Consider the following 17,368-nt stretch of genomic DNA (forward strand, 5'->3'; position numbering starts at 1 on the left):
TCAGCACAACGCCCGGAGCGAGGGGAAGCATTCCCTCGCCCCGCCGGATAGGCTGAAGGTATGTCCTTCATCGAGAAACCGTCCCGCCTGGTTGGCTTGGGGTCCGCCCTGCTCGTCGTCGGCATCCTGGGATTGTTCCTCACCCCGGACTGGCCGGTCGGGCAATGGATTTTTGGCGGGCTCGCCGCCGTGGGCGCCTGGTGCTGCATCATGGGCCTCGTGGTTCAGGGCGGACGGAAACGCCCGCGCCGACTGAATCGACGCGGGCGTCACGACCGCACAAACCGGTTCCGGTGAGTCAGCGCGGCGAGCAAGGTCACCCGGTCGAGGGAACCAAGACCGGCTGACCTCCGCTGGCCACACTCAGGTCGGTGTGGCGTAGGCCGGTGGCGTGAATCTCGACGAAAACTTCGTGGTTCTCTAGCACGCTCAGTTCGATGCTTCGGCTTCCGGATCCGGAGCCAGCGCGATGATGACGGACTTGGTGCGGGTATAGGATTCCATCTGCTCTGGTCCATTCTCACGTCCCCACCCAGAGTCTTTGACACCACCGAAGGGCATGGCCGGGTCGAGCATGGCCCAGCTATTCACCCACACGATGCCGGCCTCCAGGGCGTCGGCGACGCGGTGAGCGCGTGAGATATCGGTGGTCTGCACCCCTGCTGCCAGACCGTAGCGGGTGGAGTTCGCCAGCTCGATCGCCTCGGCTTCGGTGTCGAAGGCCTGCACGGTGAGTACCGGTCCGAAAATCTCCTCCTGGACGGCTTCCGCAGAGTTATCCACTCCCGTCAGCACGGTGGGCTGGAAGTACAGGCCACCGTCCAGATCCAGCGCTTGGCCGCCGGTCACCAGCGTTGCCCCCGCGTCGACCGCCTGCTTCACCGCAGACGCGATCTTCTCCCGCTGCCGCGACGTGGCCACCGGGCCGATAACCGTCTCCGGCTGCGACGGATCACCCAGCGGAACATGAGGCAGCGCCGCGGCTAGTGCTTCCAGCATCGGCTCGAGCAGATCCCGCTGAACCAGAAGGCGAGGTCCTCCCATGCAGAACTGGCCGGTGTTGAACACGAACGCGGAGATCGTGGTCTGAATGGCTTGCTCCACGTCGGCATCGGCGAACACGATATTGGCTGCGTTGCCGCCCAACTCGGCCGTCAGCGGACGGAGGTGGCGTCCGGCGAGCTCGGCCAGGTGCGCTCCGGTGGTGCTGGAACCCGTGAAGGCGACTTTGGCGACGTCCGGATGGGTCACCAGATGTTCCCCGATCTCTCGCCCATAGCCGGTGACCAGGTTGTAGACCCCGTCAGGAACCCCAGCCTCGGTCAGAATGCGAGCCACGAACAGTGCCGAGAGCGGGGTATCTTCCGCGGGTTTGTGCACGATCGTGTTGCCGGCGGCCAGGGCGAAGGCGATCTTGGTGGTGGACAGAATCAGCGGAAAATTGAACGGCGTAATGGCGGCGACGACGCCCAGTGGTTCCCGCTGGGTGTACGCATGCGCCGGCAACGGGGTGCGCCGGACGGCGCCGTCAAGCTGCTGCGCCAGTGCTGCGGCATATTCGTAAGTTTCCGCCGCGGTATTGACGTCAACGGCGGTGGCAAAGCTGATCGGCTTGCCGACGTCCATGCTCTCGACTTGCGCGAGCTGATCAGCCTGCTGGCGTAGTGCTGCGGCAGCACGTAACAGCACCGCAGCACGCTCTCGGCCGGAAATCCGAGACCAAGAACCGGCACGGAATGCGCGCTGAGCTGCGCTGACGGCGGCGTCGACGTCGGCAATCGTGCCGGCAGGTGTGGACGCGATCACCGACTGGTTCGCCGGGTTGATCACGTCGATCCGCTGAGCGCCGCTGCTGGGTGTTTCGCGGCCGTCGATCCAATGCTGGGCGTGCTGCAGATGAGACGGCAGTGTCATTGCGACCATGGTGAAGCTCCTTAATGAGTGGGTGGATGGGTTAAAGACGTTGGTGGGTTGCGTCGCTGTAGCGCGCTCCCCAGATCCCGGATTTGCCCGGAGCCATGATGGAGTTTGGATCCAGCGCGTCCTTGATGCGCTCGCTGAATCGCAATAGGACGTTGTCGTTGAAATCGAAGGTCTTCATCACCTGGTCCATCAGCGCGAGGTGGGTTCGGTACTGGCCATAGCCTTCGGCAGTGGCCTCGTCCACCAACGTGCGCGTCAGAACGTTGTCATTCTCCATAGTTGACGACTTTACGTGATGGTGACGAGTGTCACAATATGTTGGATGGTCTCAGGAGTTCCTCCATCCGCGCGACGAAGGGGCGCAGCTGCTCAATCAGACTGTGAGCATCCGTGGGTTGAGCCATGCGCTGGTAGGGGACGGTCACGGAGGCAGCCGCAACGACGTTCGCAGACCAGTCATGTACGGGGAGCGCGACCGCGGCCACTCCAGATTGAGCTTCGCCGACCTGCAGGGCGAATGTGCGGCGTCGAACACGGGCAAGCTCCGCCTCCAGCTCTTCAAGATTCTGGACGTGGGAGTGGGGCGCTCCGCTCCAATCGTGATTCGAGAATCGTCGCCGGAGTTCAGCCTCGGGCAGCGCAGCGAGGATGGCGCGGCCCCCTGCAGTGGCGTGGGCTGGTGTCGTGCGGCGGATGGGGCGGGAGATCCGAACCAGATGCGAGCCTTCAACAGACAGGATGAACCGAATGTCGGTTCCTTCCAGGACCATCAGATGACAGGTTTCCAGCAGTTTCCGTGCCGCTTTTCGTAGCGTGGGTTCCAATGTTGCGGTCAGATCTGTGCCGCGATCGACGTTGATGGCGAGTTGGCGCAGCGCAGAGCCCACGCCGTACGCGGTCCCGCGCCCGGACTGGGAGAGGAAGCCTTGGGCGACGCAGGTCGACAGTATTCGGTGCGCCATCGATGGACTGATGTCGAGTTCGTGGGCCAGCTGGGTCAACGTGATGTGACCTCGCGTGGCCACCAGCTTCACGGTGTGGAGCGTTCGTTCGGCTGTTTGAAGCATGGAATCCCCATTTCCTGATTGTGGAAATTGGACCACTGGGATGACGGATAATCAAGGGGGTCGTGCTCACTTCTCCCGGTGTGGTGGACAGAAGTCTTCCTAATTCAGGAATCTGCACCCGGACGTACTTCCTCGATTCGCCGTCTCCCTAGACTTCGGTTCAGCCGGACATCTCGTTCGGACATGACCGTGATCAAGGGAGACACCATGACAGATCCAGCGCCCTCAACGCCCGAGAAATTGCGTGCTGGAGGTGACCGAGGCTATCTGCGTATTGCGACCGAAGAGGCCTACGCATTGCCCGAGATGTACGAGCTGTACCGCCAGCAGTTGCGTGACGGCACCAACCCGGACCTCGGCTTCAATAGCCTGGTCGGATACTTCCTCGGCAGCGAGCATCCGCAGCCGCGCGATGTGGTCGCTCGACTCCAGGATGCTGGCGAACGACGAATTCGCGATATGGATGAGTCTGGAATCGACCATCAAGTGCTAGCGCTGACCGCACCGGGAACTCAGGTGTTGGATGCCAACGAAGGCAGTCGAATCGCCTCCCTGACGAACGATCGACTCGCTGAGGCATGCCAAGACCACCCTGACCGGTTTTCAGCTCTGGCCGCCGTGAGCTTCGAGTCTGAGGACGCTGGCGCCGGTGAGTTGGAGCGCGCCGTCACCGAATTGGGGCTGAAAGGCCTGATCGCCAACTCGCACATTCGTGGACGATATTTGGACCACCCGGACTTCTTCCCGGTGCTGGAGCGGTGCGTCGAGTTGGACGTCCCGTTGTATCTGCATCCGAGCACGCCTCCCAATGCGATGATCGAGCCGTTTCATCAGGCCGGCTTGGACGGAGCCGTTTTCGGCTTCGGCGTTGAGACTGGATTCCACCTTCTCCGGATGATCACCTCGGGACTTTTCGATCGCCTGCCGCAACTTCGCGTGGTGGTTGGTCACCTCGGAGAGGCGCTGCCGTTCTGGGCCCCCAGGATCGATCATATGCACGCGAAACAAGTCGCTTCGGGACGGTACGACGCTATTCGGCCACTGGAGAAGAAACCCTCGGAGTATCTGAGGTCGAATATCTGGATCACCACCAGCGGCATGCCCTGGACAGAGCAGATCATGTTCGTCCGCAGCGTGGTCGGTGCAGATCGCGTCATGTATGCCATGGACTACCCCTACCAGTTCGACGTCGCGGAAGTCGTCGAGCAGGACAATCTACCGCTGTCTGGCGCGGAGAAGAAGGCGTTCTTCGAAGACATCGCACTAGACGTGTTCAGGCTCGAGGTTTGAGCCATGAGACCGCATCAGCAGAGACAGGAGAGAGTGATGAGAAAATCGGCCAACCGAGTGGAGAAGGATGTCCGTCACCGACGTCTCCTGCTTGGATCCGTAGCAGGGTGTGCGATAGTCATCCTGACGGGATGCGGCGATGGGTCTCCGTCCGGGGATGATGGCCCGACTGCGAATGGCAGTGGCGCCGAGGAACTGACCACCATCTCGGTGGGCACGCTCCCCATCGCCTCGTCAGCCGAGCTGCGGTTCGGAGTGAGCGAGGGAATCTTCGCCGAGCATGGACTCGACGTCGAGTTGGTGGAAGGACAAGGCGGGGCAGAGCTGTTGCCTGCCGTGCAGAATCAATCGCTGGCGATCGCGGTTGGCAACCCCATGTCAGTGCTCACGGCGGCGGAGCGGGGACTCGATGTAAAGGTGATCTCCGGATATTCGTGGTCGTCGGCGTCCGGGGAGGACATCAACGCCGTGGTGACGCGTGCGGATTCGGGAATCGAAGAGTTCACCGATCTGGAGAACCGGGTGGTCACCGTCAACGCCCTGCATACTCTCGGTGATCTTTCGATTTTGGAGTCCGTGGATCAGCAAGGCGGAGATCCGTCGAGCGTGCGCTTCAACGAGATGGCTTTCCCTGACATGCTGCCGCAGCTGGAAGAGGGGAACGTCGACGCGGTGTGGATACCGGATCCGTTCTTGGGAATGGCACTAGAGGACCCTGAGAATGTCGTGGTGGGTCATCCGAACCAGGTGGCCATGGAGAGCATGCCGCTGACGATCGCCTTCACCTCGTCGGCCTTCGCGGAAGAAAATCCGGAGGTGATCCAGGCATTTACAGACGCGTTGACGGAATCCACGGAGGCCGCTTGGGAAGACGAGGACGCGCTGCGTTCTTCGATCGCCTCGTCATTGAACATGGACGAGGCTGTGGCCCAGCGCATTCGCCTCGAGCCTGCACACACGGATCTGCCGACGGAGACTCTTCAGCAGGTCTATGACTTGATGTTGAAGTACGGCATGGCGACGGACCCTCTCGACGTCGAGTCGCTCTATGTGAGTGACGAATAGAGGCACCGCACGCACAGGGCGGGGCGGGGTGCAGCTTCGGTGGTTACAGCGTGGCCACACCCTGGTCGCGGGCGACCTTGGCCACAGCTTCTGCCACGCGGGTGGACACCTCAGGGTCGAACACCGAGGGGATGATGAAGCTCGGGTTGCGCTCTTCATCGGATACGCAGGAAGCGATCGCCTCGGCGGCCACCACCAGCATCTCGTCCACGATGTCGCTGGCGCCGGCATCCAGCAGTCCACGGAAGAATCCGGGGAAGGCCAGCACGTTGTTGATCTGGTTCGGGAAATCCGAGCGACCGGTGGCCACCACAGCAGCATGCTTGGCAGCGGCCTCGGGGGAGACCTCCGGGTCCGGGTTGGACATAGCGAAAACGATGGCTCCGTCGTTCATCTTCTCGATGTCAGAGGCGTCCAGCAGATTCGGTGCGGACACACCGATGAAGACGTCAGCTCCCACCACGGCCTCCTTCAGAGTGCCGGAGAAGCCCTCCTCGTTGGTGTTCTGAGCCAGCCAGTTGCGATGAGCATCGGCATGCTCGGAACCGCGCTCGATCACACCGGAGCGACCCGCCGCAGTGATGTGCTTCGCGCCGGAGGCCTGCAGCAGCTTGATGATGGCGGTGCCTGCCGCGCCCACCCCGGACACCACGATGCGGATGTCTTCGATCTTCTTGTCCACGACCTTCAGCGCGTTCACCAGGGCGGCCTGGGTGACGATGGCGGTGCCGTGCTGATCATCGTGGAAGACCGGAATGTCGAGCTCTTCGCGCAGGCGCGCTTCAATCTCGAAGCAGCGCGGAGCGGAGATGTCCTCCAGGTTGATGCCACCGTAGGCGGGCGCAATAGCCTTGCAGATCGCGATGATCTCTTCGGTGTCCTTGGTGTCCAGGGCCACCGGCCAGGCGTCGACGCCGGCGAACTGCTTGAACAGCACAGCCTTGCCTTCCATCACCGGCATGGCGGCCTCGGGACCAATGTCGCCCAGGCCCAGCACCGCGGTTCCGTCGGTGACGACGGCGACGGTGTTCTTCTTGATGGTCAGGTTGCGGGCGTCGGCCTTGTTCTTCGCTATGGCCTGGCAGACGCGGGCCACGCCGGGGGTGTAGGCGCGGGAAAGGTCGTCACGGTTGCGCAGCGGCACGCGTGCGGTGGTCTCGAGCTTGCCGCCCAGGTGCATGAGGAAGGTCCGGTCGGAGATGTTGCCGACGGTGACGCCGTCCAGCGCGTCGACGGCGGCGCGGATCTCATCACCGTGCGCGCGGTCGCGGGTGTTGCAGGAGACATCAATGGTCAGTCCTGCGTGGGATGATTCCACGACGTCGACCGCGGTGATCTGGGCGCCGGTGGCGGCGATCGCGTTGGTGACGTCCGAAGTGGCAGTGAAGGTGGCGGGGGTCGACACACGGGCGGTGATCGAATAGCCGGGGCTGGGAGCAGCCATGGATTCTCCTTTGTTGTGGGACAGGTCTGGGAAAGAATCTACCTGGCCGCCGCAGATATTACCTGCGCCTGACGGTCCTAAACGGTTGGTCGGTATTGCCCGATGACGCCGGAGAGAGCTGATCAGGAGCGCCGGGTGGCGCCGATGATGAGTGATGTACTGCCGAGCACGGTCAGCAGAAGTGCTGCTCCGCTGTGCTGCTGACGTCCGGTCATGCAGGTCATTCGCAGGTTAGTGGAGAGCCCGTCGAACCGCTCGCTAGGGGCGTTGCCTTGGACTCTGTCGTCGCCAAGGGCTGCGGAGGCACAGGAGACAGTGATAGTCCAGTCGCTGTCCGCCACTTCGTCACCCGATGGCGGGGCAAAGATCAAGACAACAGCCGCGAGCAACAAGATCATGCCGAGCCCGACACTGACTAAGGTGCCGCGACGTCTTGTGCTGGTCGGCACCATCGAGTTTGCTGTTGTCGCGCCAGATGCTGGGGTCTGATTCACAGTGGTCGCTCCGAAAGTCCGTATGCACTGTCCACGGGTCAGTATTACCAGGTTGTCGCTCCTGAAGACGAGCTCTTCTCGTCGCCAGGCCCTGGCCGACTTAATGTCGAGTGAGGTGAAATCAGGCGGATAATGGGAGAAACCGGTCGTACGACGTCGGCCGCAGCGAGTAGTGGAGGTGCGGCATCGTAGGCAAGGGCTCGACAGTGAAAAAAGACAAGAGCGACAAGAAAGATAAGAAGTCCTCGAAGAAGCTGAAGAAGGCGAAACATGGGGAAGAACAGGCTCGCCGTTCTGATCGCCCGCGCCCGATCCGCAAGGTGGGCTTGCGCTCGGGGATTGCTGCGATGACGGTGCAGGAAACCGAACCACTGTCACCCACGGTGCAACGTATTGTGCTGGCACCGGTCGAACCGGAACGTCGTCCGGAATCCCGGCAACTGGTGGGAGAGTACGTGCGTGTGGTGGTGCCTCCGAGCGGGGCCGCTCAGATTCCGGAACCCCAGTGGCGCGAAACGAAGCACGGGGAATGGCCGGTGTGGGCGAAGCCGGCTCCGCCGTCGCGGAAGTACACGATTCGTCAGTTCTGGCCAGAATCGGGTGCAATCGAAATCAACGTGACCCTTCACGACAAGGGCCCCGGAACCGATTGGGCCCGTTCGGTGCTCCCGGGCGAGACCACCTATGTGCTCGGGCCGAAATCGGGGTACCGCGTGTCCTATGACTACGACTTCTACCTGATGGTGTGCGACGAGACCGGCTTGCCCGGTGTCTCTCGGTGGCTTGAGCAATTGCCCAGTACGGCTCAGGGACATGTTTTCGTCCAGGCGCCCAGCCCGGGGTCGTTCCAGCAGCTGTCTGCGCCACCTGGAATGACCGTGACGTGGCTCAGCCGGGAGGACAACCTCAGTGCAGCGGTCATGAAACTGCCGCGTCCTGAGGGGGAGGCCTTCGCCTGGATCGCCGCTGAATCGACAGCAATCCGACCACTGAGGCGCTGGATGCGTGAGACGTGGGAACTGGAGAAAGCCGACGGGTACTCGTCGGGCTACTGGAAGGACAAAACGAAGCGGTAGTTCGCGTTCACAGATGCCTCAGACCGGGAAGGACGCTTCAACGACCCATCTTTCATGGACTGGGCCGATGCTCGCTTCACCGCCCAGGAGCGCTACGCGCTCGCGGATGCCGAGGAGCCCCTGGCCCGAAGACAGCTCAAGGCTTCGGCGCCGAGTCCGGATGTGTTGGGGGAGTGCGGAGGTGAAGCTCAGGCTCACCTTTTCCTTGTCACGCTCCAAGTAGACCTGGATCGTCGATGAGGAGCGTGCGTACTTCATGGCGTTAGTGGAGCACTCCTGCAGGATGCGCAGAATCGCGTCCACGGTCGATGCACTCAGTGGTGACTTCTGGGACAGATTCGAGGTCAGCTCGACCGTGAAATCGAACTCTTCGAGGCGAGTCACCACGTGCTGGAGTCCAGATTCGATGCCCTGGAAGTCCAAACGGCTGCCGTCGCCAGGGCCGGCTGGGGACTCATTCGTGCGCAAGACATCCAGCAGTTTGCGTAGCTCGATCAGGGCTTCCCGGCTCAGTCCCTTGATTTCGGTGAGTGCCTCTTGCAGGTCTTCGAGCCGATCGCTGTGGGCGCGGCTGCCTGCTACCAGCGTCATGCTGGTGAGCTGATTCGCAACGATGTCGTGCAGATCGCGCGCCAGTGATTCGCGTTCACGCGCTCGGATGTGCAGTTTCTGTTCCTCGAGCTCCTGGTTCCTCTTCTCTGCGAGAACCATGGCACGACGAAATCGACCGATAGCGTAACCGATGCACACTACCGGAACTCCGATGACTGCGGCAGCGTGAACGAGGGATAGATCATCATGCACCAAGAGAGACACGACGAAGGGCCAAGCCGTGAACAACACCGTCGTGGTGACCTGCAACAGAGCGGTGCCACAGATGAAGATCATGGCTAAAGTCACGGCGAAGGCGAGTAAAAGCGCAACTCCGGACTCGACGAGCCACGCCAAGGTCACGCTGCTGGCAAGGAAGATGATCATGCCCGTCCACGGCCGGCGGGTGACTACAGATGCGGCCGCATAAGTAATCAGCGTCGTAAGAATCACAAACGCGTCCACAGGGTCTTCCAGTGAACGGTCCCTCAATACATCCGTCGTCATGACGGCGGCGAAGACGGCCAGGACGATGGTGATCCAGGGAGACAGGGAACCCGCGCTGGTGTCACGGTTCCACTCAGCGAAGTCGTTGCGGCTTCGAAAAGGTTTGAGGATCACACGATCAACTCTAGTCGTGTGACTCCTCAGTTGTGTCGGCGAATTTTATTCACTTCTGGTGGTCAGATTTAGCAGCCCCTGTAGATGGGGCGAAGCAACTGACAGACGGTCCGATGGATCCACATGGGAGCCACCACGTTGACTGCCGCCGGAGCGACGTTGGCTGTGACATTGTTTGCCTCCGCAGTGGCTGGCAGAGCGGTCAGGCTCGAAGCAGCCAGGGTAACGGCGGCAATGGAGGAAGCGAGAGTTGAGGTGAGTGACATGGTGGTGCCTTTTCTCTGGTGTTGGTGGGCCTTTAGAAGCGGCCAGCGAGGTGCTGGCGGCCTTTGCCCAGGCGAGGTGAAGCGATGCCCCATTCCACGGCGCGCACCAGGAGCTGAACTCGGTCGCGGACGTGAAGTTTTTGGCAGGCATTGCGTAACTGCAGCTTGACGGAGCCTTCTGAGAGGAAGAGCTCGTCGGCGATCTCGCGGTTGCTCATCCCCATGGCGAGAAGTTCGACCACCGCTTGCTCGCGATCGTTGAGTTGAGGAACGCCTCCGGGAGGTGGATTCGCCGCCCCTCCGCGCTGATTAATAACGTGCTGGGAGAGCAATTTGACCACGGCGGGAGACACCACCATGGTGTTGGTGAGCACTTGGCGGATAGCATCGACGATCTCGTCGGGTGCGGCGTCCTTGACGAGGTAGCCGGAAGCTCCGGCCTGCAATGCCGCGATGACCCAATCGGTGGAGGAGAACGTCGTGAGCGCAAGGGTTTTGATGGCCGGGTAGGCCTGAAGATCTTCGATCAGTTCGACCCCATTGCGTTCGGGCATGTCCAGATCAGTCAGGACGACATCCGGTTCCGTTGCCTGCACCTGCTCCAACGCTTCGACACCATGAGACGCCCGGCCCACGACTTCCATTTGTGGTGCTCGTTCAATCAGTTCCGCGAGTGCGCGCAACATCAGCGGCTGGTCGTCGGCAACAACGACTCGGATGGGTGCAACGTTGGGCTGGGGCATCGGGTTCTCCGCGGTCAGGATAGTCACTTAACCGCGATGATCTGCCAGGAGCGGCAGAACGGCCTTGAGAAGCAAGAACGCAGCGAGGCCCATGCCGAAGAACCACACGATGGCGGTCATCAGGGGTCCGCTGAAAGCGCCGGCGATATGGAGGCAGTAGAGCAGCACCACCGTCATGGCGCTCAGGATGATCAAGGCGGTGCGCTGCTGTTTCGCATCGACGTGCTTGCTCATGAAATGGCCCTTCTTCATGGATCGAGGGTGTGTGTTCTTCGACAGTAAGTTGAAGCTCAGTGGCGTCGCAATGGAAAGTGGCCAGGTCTAGACTTTCGTCTAAATTTTTATCGAGAGGATGCCCTGCTCCACGTGGCTAGAGAGGACCACCAGACGTCATCGCCACCATCAGTACGCCAGCGGCGAGGGTGACGGACACTCCCGTGATCACCAGCACCGTGGCGGCACAGCGTTGCAAGAGCACATGCAGGGGGAGCCGGGCCCGGCGCTGGTGTACAGGCGCCGTCGTCTGCAGCACGTTGAATGAGGCATCGAGGTCCGCATCGGGCCCTATCCAGCGCACGTGAATCACGGATCGGGAGCGCTGCCCGGTGGCCAAGGACGAGGTGGAGTTTCCCGGCTGTGGTGCGTGCGGGTGCCGGTCGCAGGCAGGCCAGAAGCAGGAAGAGGATGGAGCGGGGGAATGCAGGATGGCGATCCTCTCGAGGAGGCAGGCTGCAACAAGCAACCTGCGACGTGTCAGGGGCGGATCGGCTCCGGGTGCGCTCCAGCCGACAGGGTAGAACCTACGGAAGGAACCCTCCGACTTCAAGAGGTGCGGGGAGATGGTGACGTAGCTCATCGCCACGGCGGGCGTCTCCGGTGTGGAGACGCCCGCCGTGACTGGTGTGGTGATGAGATGGGGTTGGATCAGCCCTGGTCAGCCAGGCCGAAGCGCTGTGGCAGGGTGTTGGCCCAGCGCTCGCGGAGTTCGGCGATCGGCAGGGTGAACTGGTCCTGAATCTCCAGTGCTTCGGACTCGACGTCGACGACGCCCAGGCGCAGCACGGGGAAGTTCCGCGCGGTGGTCATGTCCTTGAACCGGACCTCTTCGCTGCGGGGCACTGAGACCAGGGTGCGTGCCTGGGACTCGGAGAACAGTGCGGTGAAGGGGTCGATGCCGTCGCGCTCGGTGAGCTCGGCCAGGTTCACCCGGGCGCCGACGCCGAAGCGCAGCACCGTCTCGGACAGTGCGGCGCCCAGGCCGCCCTCGGAGAGGTCGTGGGCGGCGTCGATCATGCCGTCACGCGACATGTTGATCAGCAGCTCGCCGAGCAGCCGCTCCTGAGCGAGGTCCACCTGCGGGGGCACGCCGCCGAGGTGGCCGCGCATGTTGGCGAATTCGGAGCCGTCGAGCTCATCGCGGGTGACGCCGAGTAGGTACACGGCCTGGCCATCGGCGTCGCGCTGGAAGCCCGAGGGTGTGCGGCGGGCGACGTCGTCGAACTGGCCCAGGGTGGCGACCACAGGGGTGGGGTGGATGGCGGTGGCCCCGGTCTGGTTGTACAGGGACACGTTGCCGCCGGTCACCGGGATGCCGAGCTCGAGGCAGGCGTCGGAGAGGCCACGCACGGCTTCGGCGAACTGCCACATCACGTCTGGATCTTCCGGGGAACCGAAGTTCAGGCAGTCAGAGACGGCTTTGGGCACGGCGCCGGTAGTGGCGAGGTTGCGGTAGGACTCCGCCAGCGCCTGCTGTGCACCCACGTAGGGGTTCAAATAGGAATAGCGGTTGTTGCAGTCGGTGGAGACGGCGATACCCATTCCGGTTTCCTCGTCCACGCGGATCACGCCGGCGTCGTCGGGGGCAGCCAGGGCGGTGTTGCCGCGCACGTAGGAGTCGTACTGGGAGGTGACCCAGGACTTGTCGGCCAGGTTCGGCTGGCTCATCAGCTCCAGCAGGGATTCGCGCAGTTCACTGCCGGTGCTGGGCAGCGACTGGGCGGCCTCGGAGGAGCGGAACGTGTCCGCCTCGAGGGCATCCTGGGTGGAGGGACGGGCGTAGGGGCGCTCGTACACGGGGCCGTCGTGGGCCACGGTGCGGGGGTCGACGTCGACGATGGTTTCACCGTTCCAGTCGATGATCAGCCGGCCGGTGTCGGTGACCTCGCCCAGCCAGGAGAACTCGACGTTCCACTTGGCCATCACGGCTTCGAACGCTTCGACGTTCTCGGGGGTGACCACGGCCATCATGCGTTCCTGGGACTCCGACATCAGGATTTCGCCCGGGGTCAGGGTGGGGTCGCGCAGCAGCACGTCGGTGAGTTCGACGTGCATGCCGCCTTCGCCGTTGGAGGCCAGCTCGGAGGTGGCGCAGGAGATGCCGGCGGCACCGAGATCCTGGATGCCTTCGACGAGGGAGCCCTTGAACAGCTCGAGGCAGCACTCGATGAGGACCTTCTCGGAGAAGGGGTCACCCACCTGCACGGCGGGGCGCTTCGAGGGCTTGGTGTCGTCGAACGACTCCGAGGCCAGCACGGAGGCGCCACCGATGCCGTCGCCGCCGGTGCGGGCACCGAAGAGCACCACCTTGTTGCCCACGCCTGAGGCGTTGGCCAGGCGCAGATCCTCGTGGCGCAGCACGCCCACGGCCAGGGCGTTGACCAGCGGGTTGCCCTGGTAGGTGGAGTCAAAGACCATTTCGCCGCCGATGTTCGGCAGGCCCAGCGAGTTACCATAGCCGCCGATGCCGGCCACGGCGCCGTGCATGACGCGGGCGGTGTCGGGGTGGTCGATGTCGCCGAAGCGCAGCGGATCCATCACCGCGACGGGGCGGGCACCCATGGAGATGATGTCGCGCACGATGCCGCCGATACCGGTGGCCGCACCCTGGTAGGGCTCCACGTAGGAGGGCGAGTTGTGGGACTCGATCTTGAAGGTCACGGCCCAGCCGTCGCCGAGATCGGTCACACCGGCGTTCTCGCCGATGCCGACCATCAGGTCCTTCTTCATCTCCTCGGTGAGCTTGTCACCGAACTGGCGCAGGTGCACCTTGGAGGACTTGTAAGAGCAGTGCTCCGACCACATCACCGAGTACATGGCCAGCTCGGCCGCGGTGGGGCGACGGTCGAGAATACGCTTGATCTCCTCGAACTCGTTCTCCTTCAGGCCCAGCTCGGCCCAGGGCAGCTCGGTCTCAGGGGTCGAGGCTGCATTGACGACGGTGTCGATGTTGAACTCGGTGGTCACAGGGTTCCTCCGGAAGTCTGGGCGACGGCGGACAGCACCGAGGTGAACACGGTCAGCCCGTCGGTGCCGGTGCGCAGGCCGGCGGCGGAATCGGGGCCGAATCCGGCTTCCACGGCGTGCTCGGGGTGGGGCATGAGGCCGACGATGTTGCCGGCGCCGTTGGTGATGCCGGCGATGTCATTGCGGGAGCCGTTCGGGTTCCAGCCGACGTAGCGGAACACGACGCGGCCTTCGCCTTCTAGCTCATCCAGGGTGTTCGTGTCGGCCACGTACTGGCCGTCCTGGTTCTTCAGCACGACGGTGATCTCCTGGTCCTGGGCGAAGCCGGAGGTCCAGGCGGTGTTGATGTTTTCCACGCGCAGCGGCTGATCGCGGGCGATGAAGCGCAGGTGGTCGTTCTTGATCATCGAGCCGGGCAGCAGGTGCGACTCGGTGAGGATCTGGAAGCCGTTGCAAATGCCCAGCACGGGCAGTGCGACCTCGGAACCGTCACCGGTGTCGCCGCCGGCGGCATTGATAATCGCTTCCATAATGGGGGCGAAGCGGGCGATTGCTCCGGCACGCAGGTAGTCGCCGTAGGAGAATCCGCCGGGAATGACGACGGCGTCCACGCCGGCCAGGCTGCGTGCGGCGTCAGTGTCGGCGTGCCACAGGGACACAGGCTCGCCACCGGCCAAGCGCACCGCTCGCGCGGCGTCGCCGTCGTCGAGGGTTCCGGGGAAGGTGACGATGCCGATTTTCGCACCCGACAGCGGTGTTTCAGCCGCAGAGTAGTCGCCGATCAGGGGCAGCTCGTTCGCTGTGGTGGACATCAGGCCTCTCCAGCATCGTCGGAGAGCACCGCTACGTTCACCACGTCTTCGATCACCGGGTTGGAGAGCATCTCCTCGGCGACGGTGCGGGCTTCGGCGAGAACCTGCTCGGTGACCTCACCGGACACGGTGAGCTCGAAGCGCTTGCCCTGGCGAACGGACTCAAACGAGGTGAATCCGAGGCGGGGGAGGTTGGCGGCGATGGCCTTGCCCTGAGGGTCCAGGATCTCTGGCTTGGGCATGACATCAACGACGATGGTGGGCATTCGATGCTCCTGTACACGGTGGTGCTGACGTGATCTGCGCGCGGTGTGCCATCGGTGCCGTCTCACGCTCAGCGAACCCGTTCCAAGATCTGTTCTGGTGTGGTCAGAGCCGAGAATGAGGTGAGCTGCCGAGTGCTCCGCGTGCTTGCGCCACCAGTCTAGCCCGCTTTGGAAGGTGCTGTGACTGCGCGTCGCTGTCGGTCGCGATGCCGGTCACTGGTCTTCCGTTTCTTCGTTCGGGAAGAAGAGGTCCTCGATGCGGCAATCGAAGGTCTCGGCCAACCGAAAGGCCAGCGGCAGCGATGGGTCGAAGCGCCCCTTTTCCAGGGAAATCACGGTCTGGCGCGAGACGCCGAGCCGATCCGCCAGGGCCTGCTGCGACCAGCCGGTGCGGGCACGGAACTCGCGGATGTCATTGCGCATCAGGATTCCTTGGCGCGGATGACAAGGTAGCTGCCCGCCGCGGACAGCATCATCAGAGCGCAGACACTGAGTAGCAGCACATCCGAAGGCACGCTCCAGTGCGCCACGGCGATCACTCCGGAGCCGAGGCCCACGACGGCGAAACAAATACCAAAAGCTGCCGCCAGGGATCGTTGCAGCCACAGGCCCTCGACGGACTCCTCCGGGCGAGGGGTCGCTCCGCGCAGGGTGGAGCGGTCGACGAAGGCCACCCACCATCCGGCACTGGCCGGTCCGAGGGTGGCCAGGGTAACCACCATGAAGAGAAGCAGCGGTGAGCGCGTGCCAGTGGGATCCAGCCATACAGCGACGACGGCAATGAGCATTGAGGTGACGAGGCCGGCGAGCAGGCTGGTGAGGATCAGTGTTGCCGGGCCGCCGCCGAAGCGGCTGAGCCCGAAGAGATGCTTCGTGGAGGTGTCGGTGTGAGACATGATCTTGTCTCGCTTTCTCGTGGGGAACCGTGGTCACCTCAGCATGACTGTAAAACATACTTGACGTCAAGTGTCTTTTACTTTTGATTTTCCGTGGTCCACGGGCGCTTGAGATCTAGGTGTGGCGTCCGTCACCATGGGTGGACCTGTGGGTACTGCCCGGGTGTCCGCACAACGGAGAGGCCGCTGTCATGAAATTGCGCTGGTACAGCATCGTCATTGACTGCCACAACGTCGCTGCGCAAGCGCGCTGGTGGGCCGACGTTTTGGATTGGCGGTTGATCTTCGAGGCAGACGACGAGGCGGTCATCATCCCGAATGACATGCCCGCGGACCTAGATATGGAAGAACCTGTCCCAGCGCACCGCTGGCATCACGTGCCGCCGGGACTAGTATTCGTGCCGGTGCCGGAGGGCAAGACCGTGAAGAATCGGCTGCACATCGACCTGGCGCCGCACCTGGAAGATGATCGAGACGCGCAGATTCAGTGGCTCATCGATGCTGGCGCGCGGCGGGTTGACGTCGGTCAAGATGGGTCCGAGGTGACGTGGACGGTGCTGGCCGACCCGGAGGGCAATGAGTTCTGCGTGCTCTCGTCACGTGACCGGTAGCGATCGTGCTGGAGCGTGGCTTAGAAGTCGTCGATGATCAGCTTCTTCATGCCCAGCATTTTTTCAAAGGCGTTGGGGCGCTTCATCAGCTCGCCCATGTTTTTCGGGTTGATCTGCCAGGAGACGCCGAACCGGTCCTTGCACCACCCGCACGCTTCGGCCTCGGGATGAGCCGACAGTTCCGCCCAAAGGTGGTCGATCTCGGTCTGGTCTTCGCATTCAACGAGGAGCGAGACGCCCTCGGTGAAGGTGAAATCCTGATCGACGCCGGAGTCGGATGCTACGAACCACTTGCCGTCCAGGGTGAAGTCGCTGAACATCAGCGACCGGGCGGTGGCTGGGCCCGTGTCTTCGCCGTAGGGCACCTGGATGCCGACTTCTGAGTTCGGGAAAAGAGCAGTCCAGAAGTCAACGGCATCTTTAGCTCGGTTCTGGTTCTCGCCTCCGAAGAGGAGCGCCGGCATGATGAACGGACGCGGCTCGCCCTCCTGGTCGGTAAGGATGAGCTGCCAGGAGACCCCGTAACGGTCCTCGACCCAGCCATAGTGGGCGCTGAACGGGTACTCCTGCAACGGCATTAATGCTGTTCCGCCGTCTATGAGACCGGCCCAGATCTGATCCAGGTCGGCGCGTGCGGCGTCCACGTCGCCGTCGTAATCCAGCGGGTCGAAATTGACCATGAATGACAGCGCCGGATTCGGGCGGAATTCGTCGCCCGCATTCACTGCCATAAAACGGTGCCCGCGCAGGGTGAAATCGTGATTGAGTAACTCTCCTGCCAGGGGCTCCTGAAAATCAAGCAGGCCCTCGGTGGGGTAATGGGTGGTGGTCAGGATGGTGGAATCGGCGCCGAAGAGGTCAATGTAGAGGTGGACTGCTTCGTCGGCGTTGCCGTTGAACCAGAGGTGCGGCGTGATCTTCCCCACGTTATTCATGCCCACATTCTTGCATTTACAGGCC

The 17,368-nt window shown here is 62.8% G+C and carries 20 protein-coding genes; 5 read left to right on the top strand and 15 right to left on the bottom strand.

Translation table 11 applies throughout. From position 1 onward, the window contains the following. Nucleotides 1-60 precede the first annotated feature (60 nt). A complete protein-coding gene (locus tag P8192_RS02590; protein ID WP_270106276.1) occupies nucleotides 61-297 on the top strand; it encodes a hypothetical protein in 237 nt (78 codons plus the stop codon). A gap of 132 nt (nucleotides 298-429) precedes the next feature. Here the strand turns inward: P8192_RS02590 and P8192_RS02595 are convergent, their stop codons facing one another. Genes P8192_RS02595 through P8192_RS02605 form a run of 3 tightly spaced genes read right to left on the bottom strand, consistent with a single transcriptional unit; the run spans nucleotide 430 to nucleotide 2,990 of the window. After that, nucleotides 430-1,923, bottom strand: coding sequence for an aldehyde dehydrogenase family protein (locus P8192_RS02595; RefSeq protein WP_278158268.1), 1,494 nt, complete (start codon nucleotides 1,921-1,923; stop codon nucleotides 430-432). 31 nt (nucleotides 1,924-1,954) lie between these two features. After that, the gene (locus P8192_RS02600) at nucleotides 1,955-2,200 is read right to left on the bottom strand and encodes an FAD-linked oxidase C-terminal domain-containing protein (RefSeq protein WP_278158269.1); all 246 of its coding nucleotides are present in this window, start codon (nucleotides 2,198-2,200) and stop codon (nucleotides 1,955-1,957) included. Nucleotides 2,201-2,231: 31 nt separating this feature from the next. After that, on the bottom strand, nucleotides 2,232-2,990 hold the full coding sequence (locus tag P8192_RS02605) for an IclR family transcriptional regulator (RefSeq protein WP_278158270.1): 759 nt from the start codon (nucleotides 2,988-2,990) through the stop codon (nucleotides 2,232-2,234). Between the two features lie 207 nt (nucleotides 2,991-3,197). Here P8192_RS02605 and P8192_RS02610 point away from each other — a divergent pair, with 207 nt between their 5' ends. After that, nucleotides 3,198-4,280 carry an amidohydrolase family protein gene (locus P8192_RS02610; protein ID WP_278158272.1) on the top strand — a complete coding sequence of 361 codons (1,083 nt, stop codon included), beginning with the start codon at nucleotides 3,198-3,200 and terminating at the stop codon, nucleotides 4,278-4,280. A 36-nt stretch (nucleotides 4,281-4,316) separates the two neighbouring features. Beyond that, complete coding sequence (locus P8192_RS02615; protein ID WP_278158274.1) at nucleotides 4,317-5,345, top strand: ABC transporter substrate-binding protein; 1,029 nt, start codon at nucleotides 4,317-4,319, stop codon at nucleotides 5,343-5,345. A gap of 43 nt (nucleotides 5,346-5,388) precedes the next feature. Here the strand turns inward: P8192_RS02615 and P8192_RS02620 are convergent, their stop codons facing one another. Next, on the bottom strand, nucleotides 5,389-6,789 hold the full coding sequence (locus P8192_RS02620) for an NAD-dependent malic enzyme (RefSeq protein WP_278158275.1): 1,401 nt from the start codon (nucleotides 6,787-6,789) through the stop codon (nucleotides 5,389-5,391). 122 nt (nucleotides 6,790-6,911) lie between these two features. Next, nucleotides 6,912-7,187, bottom strand: a complete 276-nt coding sequence (locus tag P8192_RS02625; RefSeq protein ID WP_278158276.1) for a hypothetical protein — start codon at nucleotides 7,185-7,187, stop codon at nucleotides 6,912-6,914. A gap of 302 nt (nucleotides 7,188-7,489) precedes the next feature. Here P8192_RS02625 and P8192_RS02630 point away from each other — a divergent pair, with 302 nt between their 5' ends. After that, nucleotides 7,490-8,359 (top strand): siderophore-interacting protein, encoded by an 870-nt coding sequence (locus tag P8192_RS02630; RefSeq protein WP_278158278.1) that lies wholly within the window; start codon nucleotides 7,490-7,492, stop codon nucleotides 8,357-8,359. Nucleotides 8,360-8,377: 18 nt separating this feature from the next. Here P8192_RS02630 and P8192_RS02635 read toward each other — a convergent pair whose 3' ends face one another. From P8192_RS02635 to P8192_RS02675, 9 genes are all read right to left on the bottom strand, one after another. Continuing rightward, the gene (locus P8192_RS02635) at nucleotides 8,378-9,571 is read right to left on the bottom strand and encodes a sensor histidine kinase (protein ID WP_278158279.1); all 1,194 of its coding nucleotides are present in this window, start codon (nucleotides 9,569-9,571) and stop codon (nucleotides 8,378-8,380) included. Nucleotides 9,572-9,869: 298 nt separating this feature from the next. Continuing rightward, on the bottom strand, nucleotides 9,870-10,607 hold the full coding sequence (locus tag P8192_RS02640) for a response regulator (protein ID WP_270106264.1): 738 nt from the start codon (nucleotides 10,605-10,607) through the stop codon (nucleotides 9,870-9,872). Beyond that, nucleotides 10,608-10,814: a hypothetical protein gene (locus P8192_RS02645; protein ID WP_270106263.1), complete on the bottom strand. Its 207-nt coding sequence runs from the start codon at nucleotides 10,812-10,814 to the stop codon at nucleotides 10,608-10,610. It abuts the gene before it with no gap. A gap of 136 nt (nucleotides 10,815-10,950) precedes the next feature. Beyond that, the gene (locus P8192_RS02650; protein WP_278158282.1) at nucleotides 10,951-11,193 is read right to left on the bottom strand and encodes a hypothetical protein; all 243 of its coding nucleotides are present in this window, start codon (nucleotides 11,191-11,193) and stop codon (nucleotides 10,951-10,953) included. A gap of 311 nt (nucleotides 11,194-11,504) precedes the next feature. Beyond that, complete coding sequence (gene purL / locus P8192_RS02655; RefSeq protein WP_278158284.1) at nucleotides 11,505-13,823, bottom strand: phosphoribosylformylglycinamidine synthase subunit PurL; 2,319 nt, start codon at nucleotides 13,821-13,823, stop codon at nucleotides 11,505-11,507. Then, a complete protein-coding gene (purQ, locus tag P8192_RS02660; protein WP_278158285.1) occupies nucleotides 13,820-14,635 on the bottom strand; it encodes a phosphoribosylformylglycinamidine synthase subunit PurQ in 816 nt (271 codons plus the stop codon). Before purQ ends, purL begins: the two co-directional genes overlap by 4 nt. Continuing rightward, entirely contained in the window at nucleotides 14,635-14,901 is a 267-nt protein-coding gene (gene purS / locus P8192_RS02665) for a phosphoribosylformylglycinamidine synthase subunit PurS (RefSeq protein ID WP_270106259.1), read from the bottom strand. The genes purQ and purS overlap by 1 nt, the downstream gene beginning before the upstream one ends. Nucleotides 14,902-15,114: 213 nt before the next feature. After that, nucleotides 15,115-15,324, bottom strand: coding sequence for a helix-turn-helix transcriptional regulator (locus P8192_RS02670; protein ID WP_278158287.1), 210 nt, complete (start codon nucleotides 15,322-15,324; stop codon nucleotides 15,115-15,117). Next, nucleotides 15,324-15,797 carry a hypothetical protein gene (locus tag P8192_RS02675; protein ID WP_278158289.1) on the bottom strand — a complete coding sequence of 158 codons (474 nt, stop codon included), beginning with the start codon at nucleotides 15,795-15,797 and terminating at the stop codon, nucleotides 15,324-15,326. Before P8192_RS02675 ends, P8192_RS02670 begins: the two co-directional genes overlap by 1 nt. A gap of 191 nt (nucleotides 15,798-15,988) precedes the next feature. On the opposite strand from P8192_RS02675, the gene P8192_RS02680 reads away from it, so the two are divergent. Then, a complete protein-coding gene (locus P8192_RS02680; RefSeq protein WP_278158291.1) occupies nucleotides 15,989-16,408 on the top strand; it encodes a VOC family protein in 420 nt (139 codons plus the stop codon). Nucleotides 16,409-16,428: 20 nt separating this feature from the next. Here the strand turns inward: P8192_RS02680 and P8192_RS02685 are convergent, their stop codons facing one another. Further along, the gene (locus P8192_RS02685) at nucleotides 16,429-17,343 is read right to left on the bottom strand and encodes a VOC family protein (protein ID WP_278158292.1); all 915 of its coding nucleotides are present in this window, start codon (nucleotides 17,341-17,343) and stop codon (nucleotides 16,429-16,431) included. Nucleotides 17,344-17,368: the final 25 nt, after the last annotated feature.

Source organism: Citricoccus muralis, assembly GCF_029637705.1.
Lineage (GTDB): Bacteria > Actinomycetota > Actinomycetes > Actinomycetales > Micrococcaceae > CmP2.